Here is a 15973-nt window from a genome sequence, read left to right on the forward strand (position 1 = left end):
TGGTCAGGTCCGACCCAGGCCGGCCCGCAGGGCCTCGAGCATCCCGCGGCCGTGCTCGGTGGAGGGCTCGAGGACCATGCCCTCGCCCCACTCGTTCCAGGCGTTGATCGCGACCAGGCGCCGGGCCTCGGCACCCGACCCCACGACGGGCGCCGATCGCACGGCAGTGGCAACGGCCGCCCGGAACGCATCGGGGGAGACGTCGGTCGTCGCGGCGCGACGGGAGCGGCGCCCGGTGTTGTTCCAGCCCGAGAGGACCAGCGGGACCGTGCCCGACGGATGATCCGCCACCGTCTCGGCAAGACGCCGCGCAAGGGAGGCGTAGGGCGTGAAGGTGTCCCGGTGCCGGGCGAACCGCCACGCGGCACCGGGCGAGCGCAGCGCCGAACGAGCGCGAGCCCACCGACCGGAGGCGGAGAAGACGTGCGCGGTTCCCTCGACCCAGAGGTCCAGCCCGACGGACTCCGCGGCAGGCACCGCGGAGGTCCGGGTGGCTCCGAGCAGCAACAGATCCACGCCGCGCGTCCGAGCGACGGCACGCCATCGAGCGAGGACATCAGCGACCCGAGGGATCGAGAGCGGGTCGTAGACCAGCAGCGCGTGGCGTCCGTCGATGGTCCAGTAGCGCGGGTCGCGCATCGCGTCGAGCAGGAAGTCGATGTGACGGTCGTCGTCGAGCTCGTCGTACTCCTGCTCGAGGGTGACGGTCGGGTCGTCCTTCCAGGCGAGCGTCCAGTCGTGGTTGGCCCAGCCCAGGAAGAACGGGAAGTCCGGCTGGCCGTCGGCGAGGATGAGGTCCTCGACGGCGGCCAAGGGTCGCGACCCGGCGGACCAGTAGTGGTAGACGCACAGCGCCGACAGCCCGCCGAACCGGGCCAGGTCACCCTGTGCGGCGCGCGTGGCGGGGGAGCGGAGGTCGTAGAACCCGAGCTCGCCGGGCGTCAGCGTCGTACCGCGTGGCGAGCGGTGGCCGCGGTGCGAGCGCAGCAGCGAGACCCACTCGGTGAAGCCCTCGCCCCACCACTGCTCGTTGAGCGCAGCCGGGTAGAACTGCGGCAGGTAGTAGGCGAACGCGGCCACCGGGACGTCGGTCATGCGGGCCCCGCGAAGACCGCGCACTGCCACGAGTTGGCACCCTGCCGGACCACCGTCTCGTCGAGCGCGCCGTGCTCGTCGACCAGCGAGCGCAGGATCGCCCGAGAGCGCGGCGACTCCAGGTGGCAGGACACGATCGCGAAGCCGCCGTCCGCCACGAAGCCCAGGTACCGCCGGAACGTCGCGGCGGGGTCGGGGAAGTAGGTCAGCGACTCGTTGAGGATCACCAGGTCGTAGGACCGCTCAGGCGAGAACCGGTCGGCGTCGACGGCGAAGAAGTCGGCCGAGCCTCGCGGCACCCGTGCCTCGAGCGCGGCGATCGCCACCGACGAGATGTCGACGCCGGTGTAGCGGGAGTACCCGCCGGCAGCGAGGTGGTCGTGCAGCACGCCGGTCCCGCAGCCGACGTCCAGCACCGAGCCGCCGGGATGGAGGTGCCGCGCGTAGCCGGCGATCACGGCGTAGTGCGCGACCTCGCCGAGGCCCGACAGGTAGTCCCAGCCGCCGCCGGCGTACTGCTCGTCCCAGGCCCCCGGCTCCTTGGGCACGTCGCCGCGGCCGGCCTCCCAGCGGCGCACGCGCGCTCCGAGCAGGTCCTTGCCGGGGAAGTCGCGGTCGTACGCCGCGTAGTACGCCGACCGCGCCTGCTCGCGCGTCGCGGCGCGCAGCCGCCCCGCGATCCGGCGGGCACGGCTGGTCGGGGTCACGCGGGCAGGCTAGCCGGTGGCGCGGCGCGGTCGTGCCACGATTGCGCGGTGACCCTGTACGTCGACCCGCGGCACACCGGGCACTTCGGCATCGCGCGGTACGCCGCCGAGGTGCTGCCGCGACTGGGCCTGGGGGAGCGACCGCTCGAGCTGCACCTGGACGCGATGTCGCCGCGCGCCTACCTGGAGAAGGGGTGGCGGCGGCCGTCGGCGGCCGACCTGATCTACAGCCCGGCCTTCTGGACCGGCCGGTCTGTCGCCCGCCAGGTCCTCACGGTCCATGACCTGATCTACCTCCACGCGCGCGGCCGCGACGCCGCGCTGCAACGGCTCTACCTCGAGCGGCTGGTCAAGCCCGCGCTCAGGCGCAGCGGCCACGTGTTCACCGTCTCCGAGTCGTCGGCCGACGACCTGCGCTCCTGGCTCGGACCCACGGTCACCGTGCACGTGACGGGCAACGCCTGCTCGCCGGTGTTCACGCCGGCCGGACCGGCGTACGAGTCTTCCCGCCGTTACGTCCTGTACGTCGGCAACGCCAAGGCCCACAAGAACCTCGCGCTCCTCGCGGGGGCGATGGCGCGGATGCCGGACCGCGACCTGGTCGTGGTCTCGGGTGAGGCGGACGTGGTCGCTCGGACGATGAGCGCGCACGGCGTCGCCGACCGTACGACGATCCTCAGCGGGCTGGGTGACGCCGAGCTCGCGGCCTGCTACCGCGGCGCGGAGGTGCTGGCGATGCCCTCGACCGTCGAGGGGTTCGGGCTGCCCGCGCTCGAAGCGATCTGCAGCGGCACCCCCGTGGCCCACCTCGGCAGCTGTCGCGCGGTGGCCGAGGTCGTCGGTCGCGACGGCGCGGCCAGCGACAGCGCCACCGGCGCCGAGGAGTACGCCGACGCGATCCGCCGTGCCGCCGGGCTCGGCCGGGTCGCGCGCGACCGCCCGGACTGGGCGCACGTCGCCGACCGGGTCCGTGCGGGCCTGGTGCTCATCGCCCCCGACCTGGTGGGCAACGATGTCGACTGAGGTCGTCGCGGTCCGCGCACTCGGGGTGACGGTCGGGATCGAGGTGGCCGCCGAGCACGCGCCCGTCGTACGCGCGGCATGGTCACGCAGCCTCGCCGATGCCCCGGTGGACACCTCGGTCGCGCTCGGCGAGTGGCACCCGGGCACCATGTCCCAGCTCTCCAGCATGGTCACGATCGCCGCGATCGACCGCAGGGCGGGAGAGCTGTGGATGCTGCACGCCGCCGGGCTCGCCGACCCGGACTCCGGCCGGACCGTCGCCCTGGTGGGGCCTTCCGGCGTCGGCAAGTCGACGGCCGTGCGGCAGCTGACCCACCGCTTCGCCTATGTCACCGACGAGACCGTCGGCGTCACCCTCGACGGGCGGGTCCTGCCGCACCCCAAGCCGCTGTCCGTGATCGTGGACGGGGCCTACCCGAAGGTGCAGACCTCGCCGGACGACCTCGGCCTGCTGCATGCCCCCGATGCCCTCACCCTGGCGGCCGTCGTCGTGCTCCGCCGCGACGGCACGCCCGGGGTCACCAGCGAGTCCGTACGCCGGGCCGCGGCGCTCCCCCTGCTCGCCGAGCACACCTCGCACCTGACCGCGTTCGAGCGCCCGTTGCGCACCGTGGCCGACCTGCTGGCCGGCGTACCGGTCCTCACGGTGCGGTACGCCGATGCGGCGGACCTGGCGCCCCTGGTCGCCGACCTGGTGGGTCGCTCATGATGCTGCGGCGCGGGCCGGTCGACGACGAGGTCGAGATCGACGGCGAGCTGGTGGTCCTGGTCCGGGGGGACGTGCTCCTGCTAGGTCCCGTCGCGAGCCGGTTGATCGGTCTCGTGGGGTCCGGCGGCGTGGCCGCCGACCTGCTGCGCGACCAGCTCTTCGCGGAGTTCGGGGAGCCGGAGAGCCCGCAGGGCGCCTGGGACTCCATGCTCGCGGAGCTGGAGCGTGCGCGGCTCATCGAGGTCGTCGAGGGGCGACCCGCGATGTGATGCGACCGCCGGTCCTGATCTCGTGGAGACGCCCGTGCGCCCGGTCGTTCGACGGTAGGCTCGCAACCCGGGGACTGGAGGATCCGCAGCGATGGGCGACGAACCGCGGGTGGTGCAGGGCGCGACGCGTCGCTCGGTCCTGCGCATCGCAGCGGGCAGTGCATGGGCGGTGCCCGTGATCGCAGCGGCGACGACCGCTCCCGCTGCCGCGGTCGGCAGTCCGACCGGTTCGATCGAGCTGACCAACGCGGCCGGCCTGGCCGGCTCCCAGCCCGTGGCGAACAAGAACCTCGCCGGCCTGCTGGTCACCAGCCTGACCGGGGCGGTGCTCAACAACGGCACCGTCGCCACGACCGGCCCGATCACGGTGACGATCCAGTTCCCGCTCATCGACGCGGGTCTCGCCTGGAACCTCTCCGGCACCGGCTGGAGCTTCGCCAGCGGCAACACCATCAACGTCTCCGGCCAGCTCGTCCTCGTCTGGAACGGCGGATCCCTTGCGCCCGGCGCCCCGACGACCGCATTCACCCTGACCCCGGTGCTCTCGGTGGGCGTCGGCACCATCACCGGAACCGCGAGCGGCACCGACATCTACGGTCACTCTCTGAGCAACAGCGACACCTTCAAGTAGTCCCGCGAGCGCGACCTGGGTGATCGGCGCCTTGGGTGGCTCGTTCGTGGCCACGTACCCTCGGTTGCAGGGTCGAACCAACGGGGGTGTGATGGGCGACGCAGAGCTGGGGGAGCAGGACGCGACGCGTCCCTCCTCCCGTCGCTCCGTCCTCCGGATCGCGGCCAACAGCACCTGGGCCGTTCCCGTCATCGCGGTCGCGACGGCGGCGCCCGCCGCAGCGGTCGGCAGCCCGGTCGGTCAGCTCACCGTCACCCAGGCCGGCTTCAACGGCGGTCTGCTCGGCGTCGGAGCCAGCGCGACCGCGACGGTCTGCAACACCGGCACCGTGAGCATCCTCAGCCCGATCACCATGACGTTCAACGTCGGCCTCGGCCTCTCGGTCCTGCCGAGCGTCAGCGGCTCCGGCTGGACGCTGACGTCCTCGCTCGCCGACCTGGTCGGCCTGGGCGTCATCACGGTGACCTACAACGCCCCGCTCGCGGCCGGCGCCTGTGCGCCCCAGGTCAAGCTCACCTGGCTGGCGAGCCTCAACCTCCCGAACCGGTCGGTGACGGCCAGCGGCACGGACTCCTTCGGTCACAAGGTCACCGCGCCGACCAAGAGCTTCTGAGGCGCTGGCCTCAGTCGGCCTCGAGCGAGCCGAGCTCCACCAGCCGGGCGAAGTCGGCGGAGGCCCGGCGTACCTCCTCGAAGGTTCCGACCGCCTCGACCTTGCCGTCCTTCAGGAACGCGATCTGGTGGCAGTGGCGCACCGTCGAGAGCCGGTGCGCGACCACGACCGTCGTCACCGATCCGCTCAACCGGTCGATGGTCCGGGTGATCTCGTGCTCGGTCTCGTTGTCGAGCGAGGACGTCGCCTCGTCGAGGACCAGCAGCGCGGGGCGTCGGTAGAGCGCGCGGGCGATGCCGAGGCGCTGGCGCTGGCCGCCGGAGATGCGTACGCCGCGTTCGCCCACGGACTGGTCGAGGCCGCCGGCGCGCGCGAGGTCGCCGAGGTGGGCGGCCTCGAGGCACTCCATGACGCGTGCGTCGTCGGCCTCGGTGGTGCGGGTGAAGGTCACGTTGTCACGCAGCGTGGCGTCCAGGACGTAGACGTCCTGGGGGACGACGGCGAGCTGGTGGTGCCAGGCGCCGAGGTCAGCGGCGATGTCGGTCCCGTCGACCGTGATCCGGCCCGCGGTCGGTGTCCGCAGGCCGAGGAGCAGGTCCACGAGCGTGCTCTTGCCTGCTCCGGACGGGCCGACGACGGCCAGGGACGTGCCGAGCGGCAGCGCGAGGTCGATCCCGCGCAGGGTCTCGACCGGGCTGCCGTCGTAGGAGAAGTGGAGGTCCTCGACGCGGAGCTCGCTGGTGAAGGGGAGCGGCTCCGGCGACTCGGCAGGCTCGGGGCCGAGATCGCGGCTCGCGAGGATGTCGGTCTCGACGAGCTCGAGTGCCGCGGTGCCCGCGCGGACCTGGCTGGCCGAGGCGAGCATGCGGACCGCGCTCGGCATCAGCTTGAAGCCGGCGGCGGCGAAGATGGCCAGCGTGCTGAGGGCGGTCGCGGACCCGCCCGCGTGATAGGCGATCGCAGCGAGCAGCGCGACGCCGGAGACGAACACCAGCTCCATGGCGTACTTCGGCATCTCCGTCAGGAACGTCATCACCCGGCTGGAGCGTGCGGTGCGGCGCCGTGCGTCGAGGTAGGCGGCGGCGAACTCGTCGGAGGCGTGTCGGAGCTTGATCTCCTTGATCCCGCCCAGGGCGTGCAGGGCCGTCCGGTTGCTGTCGCGGGCGCCATGCATCGTCGCCTCCCCGGCCGCGCGGGCGTGACGCCGCGCGAACCGCTGGATGAGGGTGCCCCAGAACAGGAAGTACGCGCCCAGCGCAACGGCGGGAAGCGGCAGCACGGCGAGGATGCTGAGCCCGATCAGGAGGACCGTGATGCCCTCCGTCGCGAACGCGGCGCCGCCGATGACGACCTGGTTGAAGAAAACGGTCGTCGCATCGTTCGCGGTGCGGAGGAGGTCGGCGGTGCCGCGGCCGGCCGAGACCGAGAGTGGGGCGCGCAGGTAGTAGCGCAGGAGTCGCGCCGACACCACGGCCATCTCCTGGTTCATGAATCCGAGGATCCACCACCGGATCGCCATCGCCATCAGGCCCTTGAGCAGGAAGCCGGAGAAGATGATGCCGGCGAGGTACGTCGCGAGCTGGTCGTCGTTCGGATGGCCGAGCGCGTCGCGCGCGACCTCGACCGCGCCGACGTGCCGGCCCGGGGTCGTCAGCAGCTGCATGAGGGGTACGACGGCGAACAGCGCCACGACATCGGCGAGCGCGATGAGGGCCGAGCCGCCGAGCGCGAGGAGCAGCCGCTTGCGGGTGGGTACGTCGAACAGCGCCCATGCGCGGCGTACGGTCGCCAGCACCTCGGCCTCCTCCCTGGCCCCCCGAGTGCGTGTCGGGCCAGTCTGTCAGGCATCAGGCGTAGCCGAGGACCTCTTGCCGTCGGGCCGACCAGGCGAGCGTCGAGGCGATGCCGTCGGCCAGGCCCAGCTCCGCGCGCCAGTCGAGCAGGTCGCGGGCCCGGTCCACGCCGGCGTACGACCCGGCGATGTCGCCGGGACGTGCCGGCCCCTCGACGACCGGCACCGGCCGGCCGAAGACCTCCTCGAAGGTCGCGATCAGCTCGCGCACCGTCACACCGGAGCCGGTGCCGAGGTTGATCGTCACCTCGCCGGTGGGGTGGTCGGTCAGCGCGGTGAGGCGCTCGACCGCGCGCACGTGTGCCCGCGCGAGGTCCCAGGCGTGGATGTAGTCACGTACGCCGGTGCCGTCGCGGGTGTCCCAGTCGGTGCCGGTGATCGTGAACGCGGCCTGCTGCCCGAGGGCCGCACGGGCGAGCTGGCCGATGACGTGCGACAGCTCGCGGGCATGGATGCCGGAGCGTACGTCGGGATCGGAGCCGATCGGGTTGAAGTAGCGCAGGTTCACCGCGCGGATCCGGCCCGCCGCGGCGAGGTCGCGCAGGACGGCCTCGACCATCGTCTTGGTGCGGGCGTACGGCGACGCAGGTGCCAGCGGGCTGCTCTCGGTGACCACCGGCTCGGCCGAGGGCCCGTAGACGGAGGCCGAGGACGAGAACACCACGCCTGGCCGGCCGAGGGTCGCGAGCTCGTCGAAGAGCTCGAGCGACGAGACCACGTTGGCGCGGTAGTAGTCGACGGGGTGGGCCACCGACTGGGGCACGACCACGAGGGCTGCCATGTGGATCGTCGCGTCGAGGTCCGGGTGGTCGGCCACGATCCGGCGTACGAGTGCGCGGTCGGCGACGTCACCCTCGTAGAAGATCCGGTCGCCGACGAACGCCCGCGGCCCGGTCACCAGGGAGTCGAGCACGATCGGCGTGTGGCCGGCCGCCTCGAGTGACGTGCACGTGACCGATCCGAGGTAACCCGCCCCGCCGGTCACCAGGATCTTCACGTCGCGAGTCTGGCACAGGGAAAAGCGGAACGGCGCCGCCCGTGAAGGGGCGGCGCCGTCCGGCGCGCTGCGTGCGTCAGCCGTTGATCATGCCCGCGCCGACGGTGATGCCCGTCGACTCGTCGATCAGGATGAACGAGCCCGTGGTGCGGTTCTTGGAGTACGGGTCGCACAGCAGCGGCACGGTGGTGCGCAGCTGGACGCGGCCGATCTCGTTCAGCTCGAGCTTGCCGGCGTCCTGGTCGCGGTGCAGCGTGTTGACGTCCAGGCGGTACTGGATGTCCTTGACCAGCGCGCGACCGTTGCGGGTCGTGTGCTTGATCGCCAGCTTCTGCCGGGGCTGCAGCGGGGCGTCGGTCATCCAGCAGACCATCGCGTCGATGTCCTGGCTCGGCGTCGGCGCGTTCTTGACGCGGGCGATCATGTCGCCGCGCGACACGTCGACGTCGTCCTCGAGACGCACGGTGACCGACATCGGCGGGAACGCCTCGTCGATCTCCTTGTCGAACAGGTCGATGCCCGCGATCTTCGAGGTCATGCCCGAGGGGAGGACGACGACCTCGTCGCCCGGCTTGAGCACGCCACCGGCGACCTGGCCCGCGTAGCCGCGGTAGTCGTGGTGCTCGTCGGACTTGGGACGCACGACGTACTGCACCGGGAAGCGGGTGTCGACCAGGTCGCGGTCGGACGCGACGTGGACGTGCTCGAGGTGGTGCATCAGCGTCGGGCCGGAGTACCACTCCATGTTCTCGGAGCGGTTGACCACGTTGTCGCCGGCGAGCGCCGAGATCGGGATGACCTCGAGGTCCGGGATGTTCAGCTTGGTCGCGAACTGCGTGAACTCGGCGTGGATCTTCTCGTAGACCTCCTGCGAGAAGTCGACGAGGTCCATCTTGTTGATGCACAGCACCAGGTGCGGCACCCGCAGCAGCGAGAGGAGCACCGCGTGGCGGCGGCTCTGCTCGGTCAGGCCGTGACGGGCGTCGACCAGCACCAGGCCCAGGTCGGCGGTGGAGGCACCGGTGACCATGTTCCGCGTGTACTGAACGTGGCCGGGGGTGTCGGCGATGATGAACTTGCGGCTCGGCGTCGCGAAGTAGCGGTAGGCCACGTCGATGGTGATGCCCTGCTCGCGCTCGGAGCGCAGGCCGTCGGTCAGCAGCGAGAGGTCGACGTAGTCGTGGCCCTTGGCCGTCGAGGTGGCCTCGATCGCGTCCATCTGGTCGGCGAAGATCGACTTCGAGTCGAACAGCAGCCGGCCGATGAGCGTGGACTTGCCGTCGTCGACGGAGCCAGCGGTCGCGAAGCGGAGAAGGTCCATTCCGGTCTCGGTACCCATCAGAAGTAACCCTCCTTCTTGCGGTCCTCCATGGCAGCCTCGGAGAACCGGTCGTCACCGCGGGTGGCGCCACGCTCGGTGACCCGGGCGGCGGCGACCTCCTCGATGATCTCGGCAATGGTGGACGCGGTGCTCTCGACGCAACCGGTCAGGGTGATGTCACCGCAGGTGCGGAAGCGGACGGTGCGCTCCTCGGCGACCTCGCCCTCGCGGCACGGGTTGAGCGGCGTCTCGGTCATCAGCATGCCGTCGCGCTCGAAGACGCGGCGCTGGTGGCTGAAGTAGATGCCCGGGATCTCGATGCCCTCGCGGCCGATGTAGTCCCAGATGTCCAGCTCGGTCCAGTTGGAGATCGGGAAGATGCGCATGTGCTCGCCCTCGTGCAGGCGGCCGTTGTACAGGCTCCACAGCTCGGGGCGCTGCATCTTCGGGTCCCACTGGCCGAACTCGTCGCGGTGGGAGTAGACGCGCTCCTTGGCGCGGGCCTTCTCCTCGTCGCGGCGACCGCCACCGAAGGCGGCGGTGAAGCCACCCTCCTCGAGCGCGTTGAGCAGCGTCGGGATCTGGAGGCGGTTGCGGCTGATCTTCGCGGCGTCCGGGACGATGCCCTTGGCGATCGCGTCGTCGATGCTGGCCACGACCAGGTTCACGCCGAGGCGGTTGACCCAGCGGTCGCGGGTCTCCATGACCTCGGGGAAGTCCAGGCCGGTGTCGACCTGCAGGATCGGGAACGGGATCTTGGCCGGGAAGAAGGCCTTCTCCGCGAGGCGCAGCATGACGATGCTGTCCTTGCCGCCGGAGAACATGAGGACGGGCTTCTCGAACTCGGCCGCGACCTCACGGAAGATGTGGATCGACTCTGCTTCCAGCTGGTCGAGCTGACTCAGCCGGTAGTCGCTGTGGGTCTGTGTCATGCGGGGTGATGCCTTCCTTCCAACCGTGCCCTCGGGGGCAACTTGGGGGTTGAGGTGCGCCCATGGTGGCACGTCCGTCAATGGGCTCCGGCATCGCCGCGACGCGCGTAGACAAATCTACGAGTTAGGCTGCGGCCGTGCCCGCCGACTTCGTCGCCCGTCTCGGCTCGCGTGCCTCCGAGCCCGGCGAGGTGCGCTCGGCGTGGACCATCGCGGAGTACGTCGACGCGCTGGCCGGTCCGGTTGCCGAGCCGTTGGAGGGGCCTGCCGAGACCGGCCGCCTGGACCGCGCCCGCCTGCGAGCCCTGCTCACCTCGATGGCGCAGCCACCGTCCGCGGAGCTGAACATGGCCCGGCTCGGGGCCGCCGCCGGCATCCCGGGCACCACCATCGCGCCGTACGTCGCCCTTCTCGAGCGGCTCGGTCTCATCCACCTGCTTCCCGGCACCAGCTCGAGCGTCGCGAAGCGCCCGATCGCCCGGCCGCGGGTGCTGCACGCCGACCCCGCGCTCGCGCGCCACCTGGGCGGCGTACCGACCGGGGAGCTGCTGCAGATGAGCGGCCGTGCGCGGCTCGCGCCGCTGCTGGAGGGGCTGGCGATCGTGGCGCTCCTGCGCCAGCGGGCCACGAGCAGCGTCGAGTTCGGCCTCACCCACCTGCGTGAGCGCAACGGTCTGGCGGTCGACCTGCTGGTCGAGCTGTCCGACGACACGGTCTACGGCATCGAGATCCGCACCGCCGCGGCGTTCCGCCCGCACCAGTTCTCGGCCCTGGAGGCCCTCGCCCGCCGCGCCGGCTCCCGCTTCCGTGGAGGCATCGTGCTCAACACCGCCCCCGTCGGCTTCAAGTACCGCCCCGGCCTCTGGGTCCTCCCGATCTCCTCGATCTGGGACTGGGAGTAGCCGGGGTCGTTGGTTGAGTAGCCGCGAGCGCCAGCGAGCGGCGCATCGAAACCAGCTCAGCCTTCGGCCTCGTCGGGCCGCCGCTTCGAGAAGTCCTTCTTCGCAAGGGCCGGCAGCGCTGCGTAGTCACCTCGGATCAAGGCCTCCCGCTTCTTGCGCGACCAGCCCTGGATCCGCTTCTCCCAGAAGAACGCCTCGCCGACGTTCGGGTACTCGGCCGACCACACCAGCTCGACCGGACGGCGTCGGCGCGTGTACGCCGCACCGAGACCCTGCTGGTGCTCCCCAAGGCGCTTCTCGAGTGACCGAGTGCTGCCGACGTAGTAGGTCCCGTCCGAGCAGCGAAGCATGTAGGTCCACGGCATCACCTGACTGTGCGTCGGCGTCCCGAGAGCGTCAACCGCTTCTCCACAGGCGTTGGTTTCGATACGGCCTCGCCTAGCGGCTCGGCCTACTCAACCAACGAAAGTGGGGACTCGGCCTCCTCAACCAACGAAAGTGGGGACTCGGCCTCCTCAACCAACGAAGTGGTTCAGACGAGGTCGGTGAGCACCCCGACGACCTCGTCGCGGGGCTGGAAGGCCTGGGCGATCTCGCCGGTGCCGATCACGTGGAGGTCGCCGTCGTCGGGCCCGGCGTACGCCGAGTCGCCGCGGCGCAGGCGCAGGCCCTCGCCGGCCTCGTTGGTCACGATCGCCTCGCCGCCGGTGCAGACGAGCAGACGGTGGCCACGCGCCGGCAGGAGGATGCCGTCGGGGTCGGCGGGGGAGCACTGGGTCAGCGACAGCGCGAAGTCGCCCTGGCCGGGGGAGAAGACATCGGTGGAGGTGCCGAACAGGCGGGGCGTCACGCGGGCGACGCGGGACATGCCCTTGCTCAGGCAGCGGACGAGCTCGTCGGCCGCGACGTGCTTGGTGGTGAGGCCGGCGCGGAGCACGTTGTCGGAGGACACCATGACCTCCAGGCACATCCCGGAGAGGTGGGCGTGGATGATCCCGGCCTCGAGGTACGCCGCCTCGCCCGGCTGGAGCGTGAGGCGGTTGAGCATCAGCGAGATGAGCACGCCGACGTCGTCGGGGAACGACTCGGCGATCATCTGCGCGGTCGCGTAGGCCCGCTTGACGTCGATGCCGAGCTCCAGCGCACGCCCGCACTGGGCGACGATGGCGTGCAGCTCCTCGGTGCTCGGCGGCTCGTCGAGGAGCCGCTTGAGCGTGTTCACGATGCCGCGGAAGCCGGGGTTGCGGCGCAGGTACGCCGTCAGCGACTGCACGGTCGGTGACTCGATCGGCGAGAGCACCCGCAGGATCTCGGCGGTCGGCCGGAAGCCGACCAGGGTGTCGAACGTCGACAGGGCGTAGACCATCTCGGGCTTGGGCTGCGGGTCCTTGAACACCCGGTCGGCCGCGTCGAGTGGTACGCCGGCGGCCTCCTCGTCCGCGAAACCGGCCGCGGCGCGGGTGGACTGCGGATGCACCTGGATCGACAGCGGCCGGGCGGCCGCGAGGATCTTCATCATGAACGGCAGCTCGCCGGCCACGTCCTGGAGCGGCTTGGAGCCGTCGCCGGTCAGCAGTTGCGCGGGACCGAGCGGGTGGGTGCCCATCCAGACCTCGGCCACGGGTGAGCCGTTGGCGGGGACCCCGCGGAACTGCGGGATCCCGTCGGTCGATCCCCAGTCATATCGCTGAGTGGCGCAGTCGAGGGCAAACACGTGCCTGGACGCTACCGGACGAACGTGACGTCGGTCGCACACCGGGTCAGGACGGGACGAAGGTCCCGGCTGAGTTTGTCCGTGTGCTCATCGGGAACCGTGCACCCGAGGAGCACACTGGAGGAGAACCGACCGACGGTTCCTTCAAGCAAGGAGGTGCGCCATGGTCCTCACCATGACCCTGGCTCTGCTGCTCGGTCTCGGAAGCGCGTTCGTGGCGGCGCTCGCCCACGGCAGCCACGAGTCGGCATGGCGTCTCGACGAGCGCCCGGCAGGCTTCCACCGGGTCGCCTGAAGGTTCAGCCCTTCCGGTCGCTCGGGATCTTCTCGAGCTCGGCCACCGTCGGCGCGCCCATCAGCGGCAGGCCCTCGGTACGGCGGATCACGCCCCACACGAGCGGCACCAGGACGACCATCGCGAGGCCGACCAGGCCGACCATGATCGGGTGCGTCGTGTCGGCGCCCAGCGGCTTCCAGCCGGACTTGTCGAGCAGTGCGACACCGGACATGGTGAGCACGACCACGATGCCGCGCCGCAGGTAGGACTGCGGAACCTTCGGCGCGATGCGGCTGCCGAGCATGGTCCCGGGCACCGAGCCGAGGATCAGGGGCAGCGTGATGGTCCAGTCGATGCCGTGGTTGATCGCGATGTTGGAGATCGCCGCGGACAGCACCAGGGGCACGGCCTGGACCAGGTCGGTGCCGACCAGCCTCACGGCGGACAGGCCGGGGTAGAGCATCAGCAGCGCGATCATGATGACCGAGCCGGAGCCGACGCTGGTGACTCCGACGAGCAGGCCACCGAGAGCGCCGACCAGGAAGGTCGGCAGCGGGCGGATCTTGGGGTCGGGGTCGCCGCCGAGACCGCCGCGGCGCACGCTGCGCAGGTTGATGTAGAGACGCAGGGCGTACGTCGACGCCGCCAGCAGCAGCGCGAACCCGATCGAGACCTTCAGGACGAAGTCGAGCTGGTCCTCGTTGGTGGTCAGGTGGTGCACGAGGAACGGACCGAGGAACGCCATCGGCACCGACCCGGCGATGAGCCAACCGGCGAGCCTGAAGTTCGGCGCGCCCACCTTGGCGTGGACCAGCGCGCCGCCGGACTTGTAGATCGCCGCCGCGGTCAGGTCGGCGGTGACGATCGTCGCCGCCTCGCCGCCGCCGACGCCGAGGAAGATCAGCGCCGGGGTCATCAGGGCGCCACCGCCCATGCCGGTCAGGCCGACGACGATGCCGACGAAGAAGCCGGCCGCCACGATGGAGAGCGCGGTCCAGGTGATGAGGTCGTGCATCAGAGGGTCCTTCCGGTCAGGCGGGAGAGAGCGATCTGCAGCAGACCGTCGATCTGGTCTGCGCAGTCCGTTGCGGCCTCGAGCCCGCGTCGGTAGGGGTCGTTGATGTCGTGGATGGCCTCGGCGCCGGCGCGGCTGTGGCCGATGGTCGCGATCAGCTCGCGCCCGGTGAGCGACTCGTCGATGCGGCCGAGGGACTCGGTGAACTGGCCGAGCGTGAAGGTCTTGCGGAACGAGCTCGGCAGCTCCTCGAGCAGGAACGCCCGGTGGCTGGCCTCGGCGGTGAGGACCAGGTCGGCCTGGGCGACGAGGTCGCGGGTGATCGGCCGGCTGCGGAAGTCCTGCACCGCCTCTGCGCTGATGCCCCGCTGCTTCATCACGATCGACATGGTCCGGTCGGCGGCCTTGTCGTCGAAGCCGTGCGTGCCGGCGCTGGTGAACTCGATGTCGCCGACGAGGGCCTGCGAGCGCAGCTGCATGTACGGCGAGCGGCAGATGTTCGCCGTGCACACGAAGAGCACGTTCAGCTTGTCGTTGGTCGAGTGGGCCGAGGCGCTGGCCGAGGCCGTATCGAAACCGACGGTGGTCTCGATACGCCCGCTGGCGCTCGCTGCTCGACCAACGGGAGAACCGGTCTCCGACGTCGGGAGGTCGAGGTACCCGGCCGCGCGCAGCCCGACGATGACGTCGTCGAGGGCCTCGTCGATGGTGCGACCCGTGGTGTCGACGCGTACGTCGGCATCGGCCGGCTCGTCGTACGGCGAGGAGATGCCGGTGAACTCGGGGATCTCGCCGGCCCGCGCCTTGGCGTAGAGGCCCTTGCGGTCGCGTCGTTCGCACTCCTCGAGCGGGGTCGCGACGTGGACCAGGAAGAACGCGCCGCCGGCCGCCTCGACGTCGGCGCGCACGGCCTTGCGGGTGGAGTCGAACGGCGCGATCGGGCTGCACACGGCGAGGCCGCCGTGGCGCGCGATCTCGGCGGCGACCCAGCCGATGCGGCGGATGTTGGTCTCGCGGTCGGCCTTGGAGAAGGTCAGGCCGGCCGAGAGGTTGCGGCGTACGACGTCCCCGTCGAGCGAGGTGATCGAGCGACCGCCCTGCTCGAGGATGCGGTCCATCAGGGCCTGCGCGAGGGTCGACTTGCCGCTGCCGGAGAGCCCGGTGAAGAACAGGACGAGACCCTGGTCGGTCTTGGCGGGGTGCTCCTCGGCGACGATGTCGGCCAGCTGCGGCAGGACCTCGCCCTCGGGCGTGAGCACCTCGACGGGGTCCTTGTGGGCGTAGTTCGCCACGACCAGGCGGCGCAGCAGCGCGTCGCCCTCGGGCGTGCCGTGCGATGCCAGCGGGACCGCCACGACCGCGACGTCGAGACCCTCGACGGCGCGCAGCGTCGCGCGCAGCAGGCCGACGGCCGACATGGTCGGGGTGCCGTGGCCGACGAGCGCGAGGACCACGGCCGGGCCGGCCTCGCGGATCTGGGCGAGCTGGGCGTCGGTGAGGACGTCGTCGACGGTGAAGAAGGTGCGGCCGGCGTACTGCTGGCGCACGGCGTCGGGGGAGAGGTGGAGCCGGCGGAAGGGGCCGTACTGCGCGTGGGTCAGCGCGGTCACCGTGAGGCTGTGGTCGGCGGCGCGGGTGACCCGCGCGAGCGGCAGGCCCTCGGGATCGACCAGCTCGACGCTGCGGCCTGCGGCCAGCTCGGTGTCGACCTCGGCGGGCAGGTCGAGGACGACCGGGCTGCCGAGCTCGTCGTACCCCTCGATGGGGGAGAGCGCGCCGCCCGTCAGCAGCTCGAGGTCGTCGAGCTCACGGGGCGTGGGGCAGTGCTGCAGATCGGCCACGGGAGCATCCTGCCAAACAAACGTGAGTCACTCTGCTTTAGCCGGAATGTCGGGACGGCGCTGGAGCCCGCGGGC

At 71.2% G+C, this 15973-nt stretch carries 17 protein-coding genes; 7 read left to right on the top strand and 10 right to left on the bottom strand.

Annotation, left to right across the window (positions count from 1 at the left end; all coding sequences use genetic code 11):
• Positions 1-3: 3 nt before the first annotated feature.
• Complete coding sequence (locus ACYVJ3_RS04940; protein ID WP_460851401.1) at positions 4-1095, bottom strand: glycosyltransferase WbsX family protein; 1092 nt, start codon at positions 1093-1095, stop codon at positions 4-6.
• Positions 1092-1802: a class I SAM-dependent methyltransferase gene (locus ACYVJ3_RS04945; protein WP_460851402.1), complete on the bottom strand. Its 711-nt coding sequence runs from the start codon at positions 1800-1802 to the stop codon at positions 1092-1094. The genes ACYVJ3_RS04940 and ACYVJ3_RS04945 overlap by 4 nt, the downstream gene beginning before the upstream one ends.
• Before the next feature lie 48 nt (positions 1803-1850).
• On the opposite strand from ACYVJ3_RS04945, the gene ACYVJ3_RS04950 reads away from it, so the two are divergent.
• From ACYVJ3_RS04950 to ACYVJ3_RS04970, 5 genes are all read left to right on the top strand, one after another.
• Complete coding sequence (locus ACYVJ3_RS04950) at positions 1851-2825, top strand: glycosyltransferase family 4 protein (RefSeq protein ID WP_460851403.1); 975 nt, start codon at positions 1851-1853, stop codon at positions 2823-2825.
• Positions 2815-3534 carry a GTPase domain-containing protein gene (locus ACYVJ3_RS04955; protein ID WP_460851404.1) on the top strand — a complete coding sequence of 240 codons (720 nt, stop codon included), beginning with the start codon at positions 2815-2817 and terminating at the stop codon, positions 3532-3534. Before ACYVJ3_RS04950 ends, ACYVJ3_RS04955 begins: the two co-directional genes overlap by 11 nt.
• On the top strand, positions 3531-3803 hold the full coding sequence (locus ACYVJ3_RS04960; protein ID WP_460851405.1) for a hypothetical protein: 273 nt from the start codon (positions 3531-3533) through the stop codon (positions 3801-3803). The genes ACYVJ3_RS04955 and ACYVJ3_RS04960 overlap by 4 nt, the downstream gene beginning before the upstream one ends.
• 91 nt (positions 3804-3894) lie before the next feature.
• Complete coding sequence (locus ACYVJ3_RS04965; RefSeq protein ID WP_460851406.1) at positions 3895-4434, top strand: hypothetical protein; 540 nt, start codon at positions 3895-3897, stop codon at positions 4432-4434.
• A 91-nt stretch (positions 4435-4525) separates the two neighbouring features.
• Positions 4526-5047 carry a hypothetical protein gene (locus ACYVJ3_RS04970; protein WP_460851407.1) on the top strand — a complete coding sequence of 174 codons (522 nt, stop codon included), beginning with the start codon at positions 4526-4528 and terminating at the stop codon, positions 5045-5047.
• Positions 5048-5057: 10 nt separating this feature from the next.
• Here the strand turns inward: ACYVJ3_RS04970 and ACYVJ3_RS04975 are convergent, their stop codons facing one another.
• From ACYVJ3_RS04975 to cysD, 4 genes are all read right to left on the bottom strand, one after another.
• A complete protein-coding gene (locus ACYVJ3_RS04975; protein ID WP_460851408.1) occupies positions 5058-6842 on the bottom strand; it encodes an ABC transporter ATP-binding protein in 1785 nt (594 codons plus the stop codon).
• 52 nt (positions 6843-6894) lie between these two features.
• Positions 6895-7896 (bottom strand): UDP-glucose 4-epimerase GalE, encoded by a 1002-nt coding sequence (galE, locus tag ACYVJ3_RS04980; protein WP_460851409.1) that lies wholly within the window; start codon positions 7894-7896, stop codon positions 6895-6897.
• Between the two features lie 76 nt (positions 7897-7972).
• Entirely contained in the window at positions 7973-9217 is a 1245-nt protein-coding gene (locus ACYVJ3_RS04985; RefSeq protein ID WP_460851410.1) for a sulfate adenylyltransferase subunit 1, read from the bottom strand.
• 17 nt (positions 9218-9234) lie between these two features.
• A complete protein-coding gene (gene cysD, locus ACYVJ3_RS04990) occupies positions 9235-10149 on the bottom strand; it encodes a sulfate adenylyltransferase subunit CysD (protein WP_460851411.1) in 915 nt (304 codons plus the stop codon).
• 137 nt (positions 10150-10286) lie between these two features.
• Here cysD and ACYVJ3_RS04995 point away from each other — a divergent pair, with 137 nt between their 5' ends.
• Complete coding sequence (locus tag ACYVJ3_RS04995) at positions 10287-11051, top strand: DUF4143 domain-containing protein (RefSeq protein WP_460851412.1); 765 nt, start codon at positions 10287-10289, stop codon at positions 11049-11051.
• A gap of 56 nt (positions 11052-11107) precedes the next feature.
• Here ACYVJ3_RS04995 and ACYVJ3_RS05000 read toward each other — a convergent pair whose 3' ends face one another.
• On the bottom strand, positions 11108-11416 hold the full coding sequence (locus tag ACYVJ3_RS05000; RefSeq protein ID WP_460851413.1) for a GIY-YIG nuclease family protein: 309 nt from the start codon (positions 11414-11416) through the stop codon (positions 11108-11110).
• A gap of 167 nt (positions 11417-11583) precedes the next feature.
• Entirely contained in the window at positions 11584-12765 is a 1182-nt protein-coding gene (gene manA, locus ACYVJ3_RS05005) for a mannose-6-phosphate isomerase, class I (protein WP_460851414.1), read from the bottom strand.
• Between the two features lie 163 nt (positions 12766-12928).
• On the opposite strand from manA, the gene ACYVJ3_RS05010 reads away from it, so the two are divergent.
• Positions 12929-13060 carry a hypothetical protein gene (locus ACYVJ3_RS05010; RefSeq protein ID WP_460851415.1) on the top strand — a complete coding sequence of 44 codons (132 nt, stop codon included), beginning with the start codon at positions 12929-12931 and terminating at the stop codon, positions 13058-13060.
• Positions 13061-13064: 4 nt separating this feature from the next.
• On the opposite strand, the gene ACYVJ3_RS05015 is transcribed toward ACYVJ3_RS05010, so the two are convergent.
• Positions 13065-14057, bottom strand: a complete 993-nt coding sequence (locus ACYVJ3_RS05015) for a sulfite exporter TauE/SafE family protein (RefSeq protein ID WP_460851416.1) — start codon at positions 14055-14057, stop codon at positions 13065-13067.
• Positions 14057-15898 carry an adenylyl-sulfate kinase gene (cysC, locus tag ACYVJ3_RS05020; protein WP_460851417.1) on the bottom strand — a complete coding sequence of 614 codons (1842 nt, stop codon included), beginning with the start codon at positions 15896-15898 and terminating at the stop codon, positions 14057-14059. Before cysC ends, ACYVJ3_RS05015 begins: the two co-directional genes overlap by 1 nt.
• Between the last annotated feature and the right edge of the window lie 75 nt (positions 15899-15973).

The organism is Nocardioides montaniterrae (genome assembly GCF_054782655.1).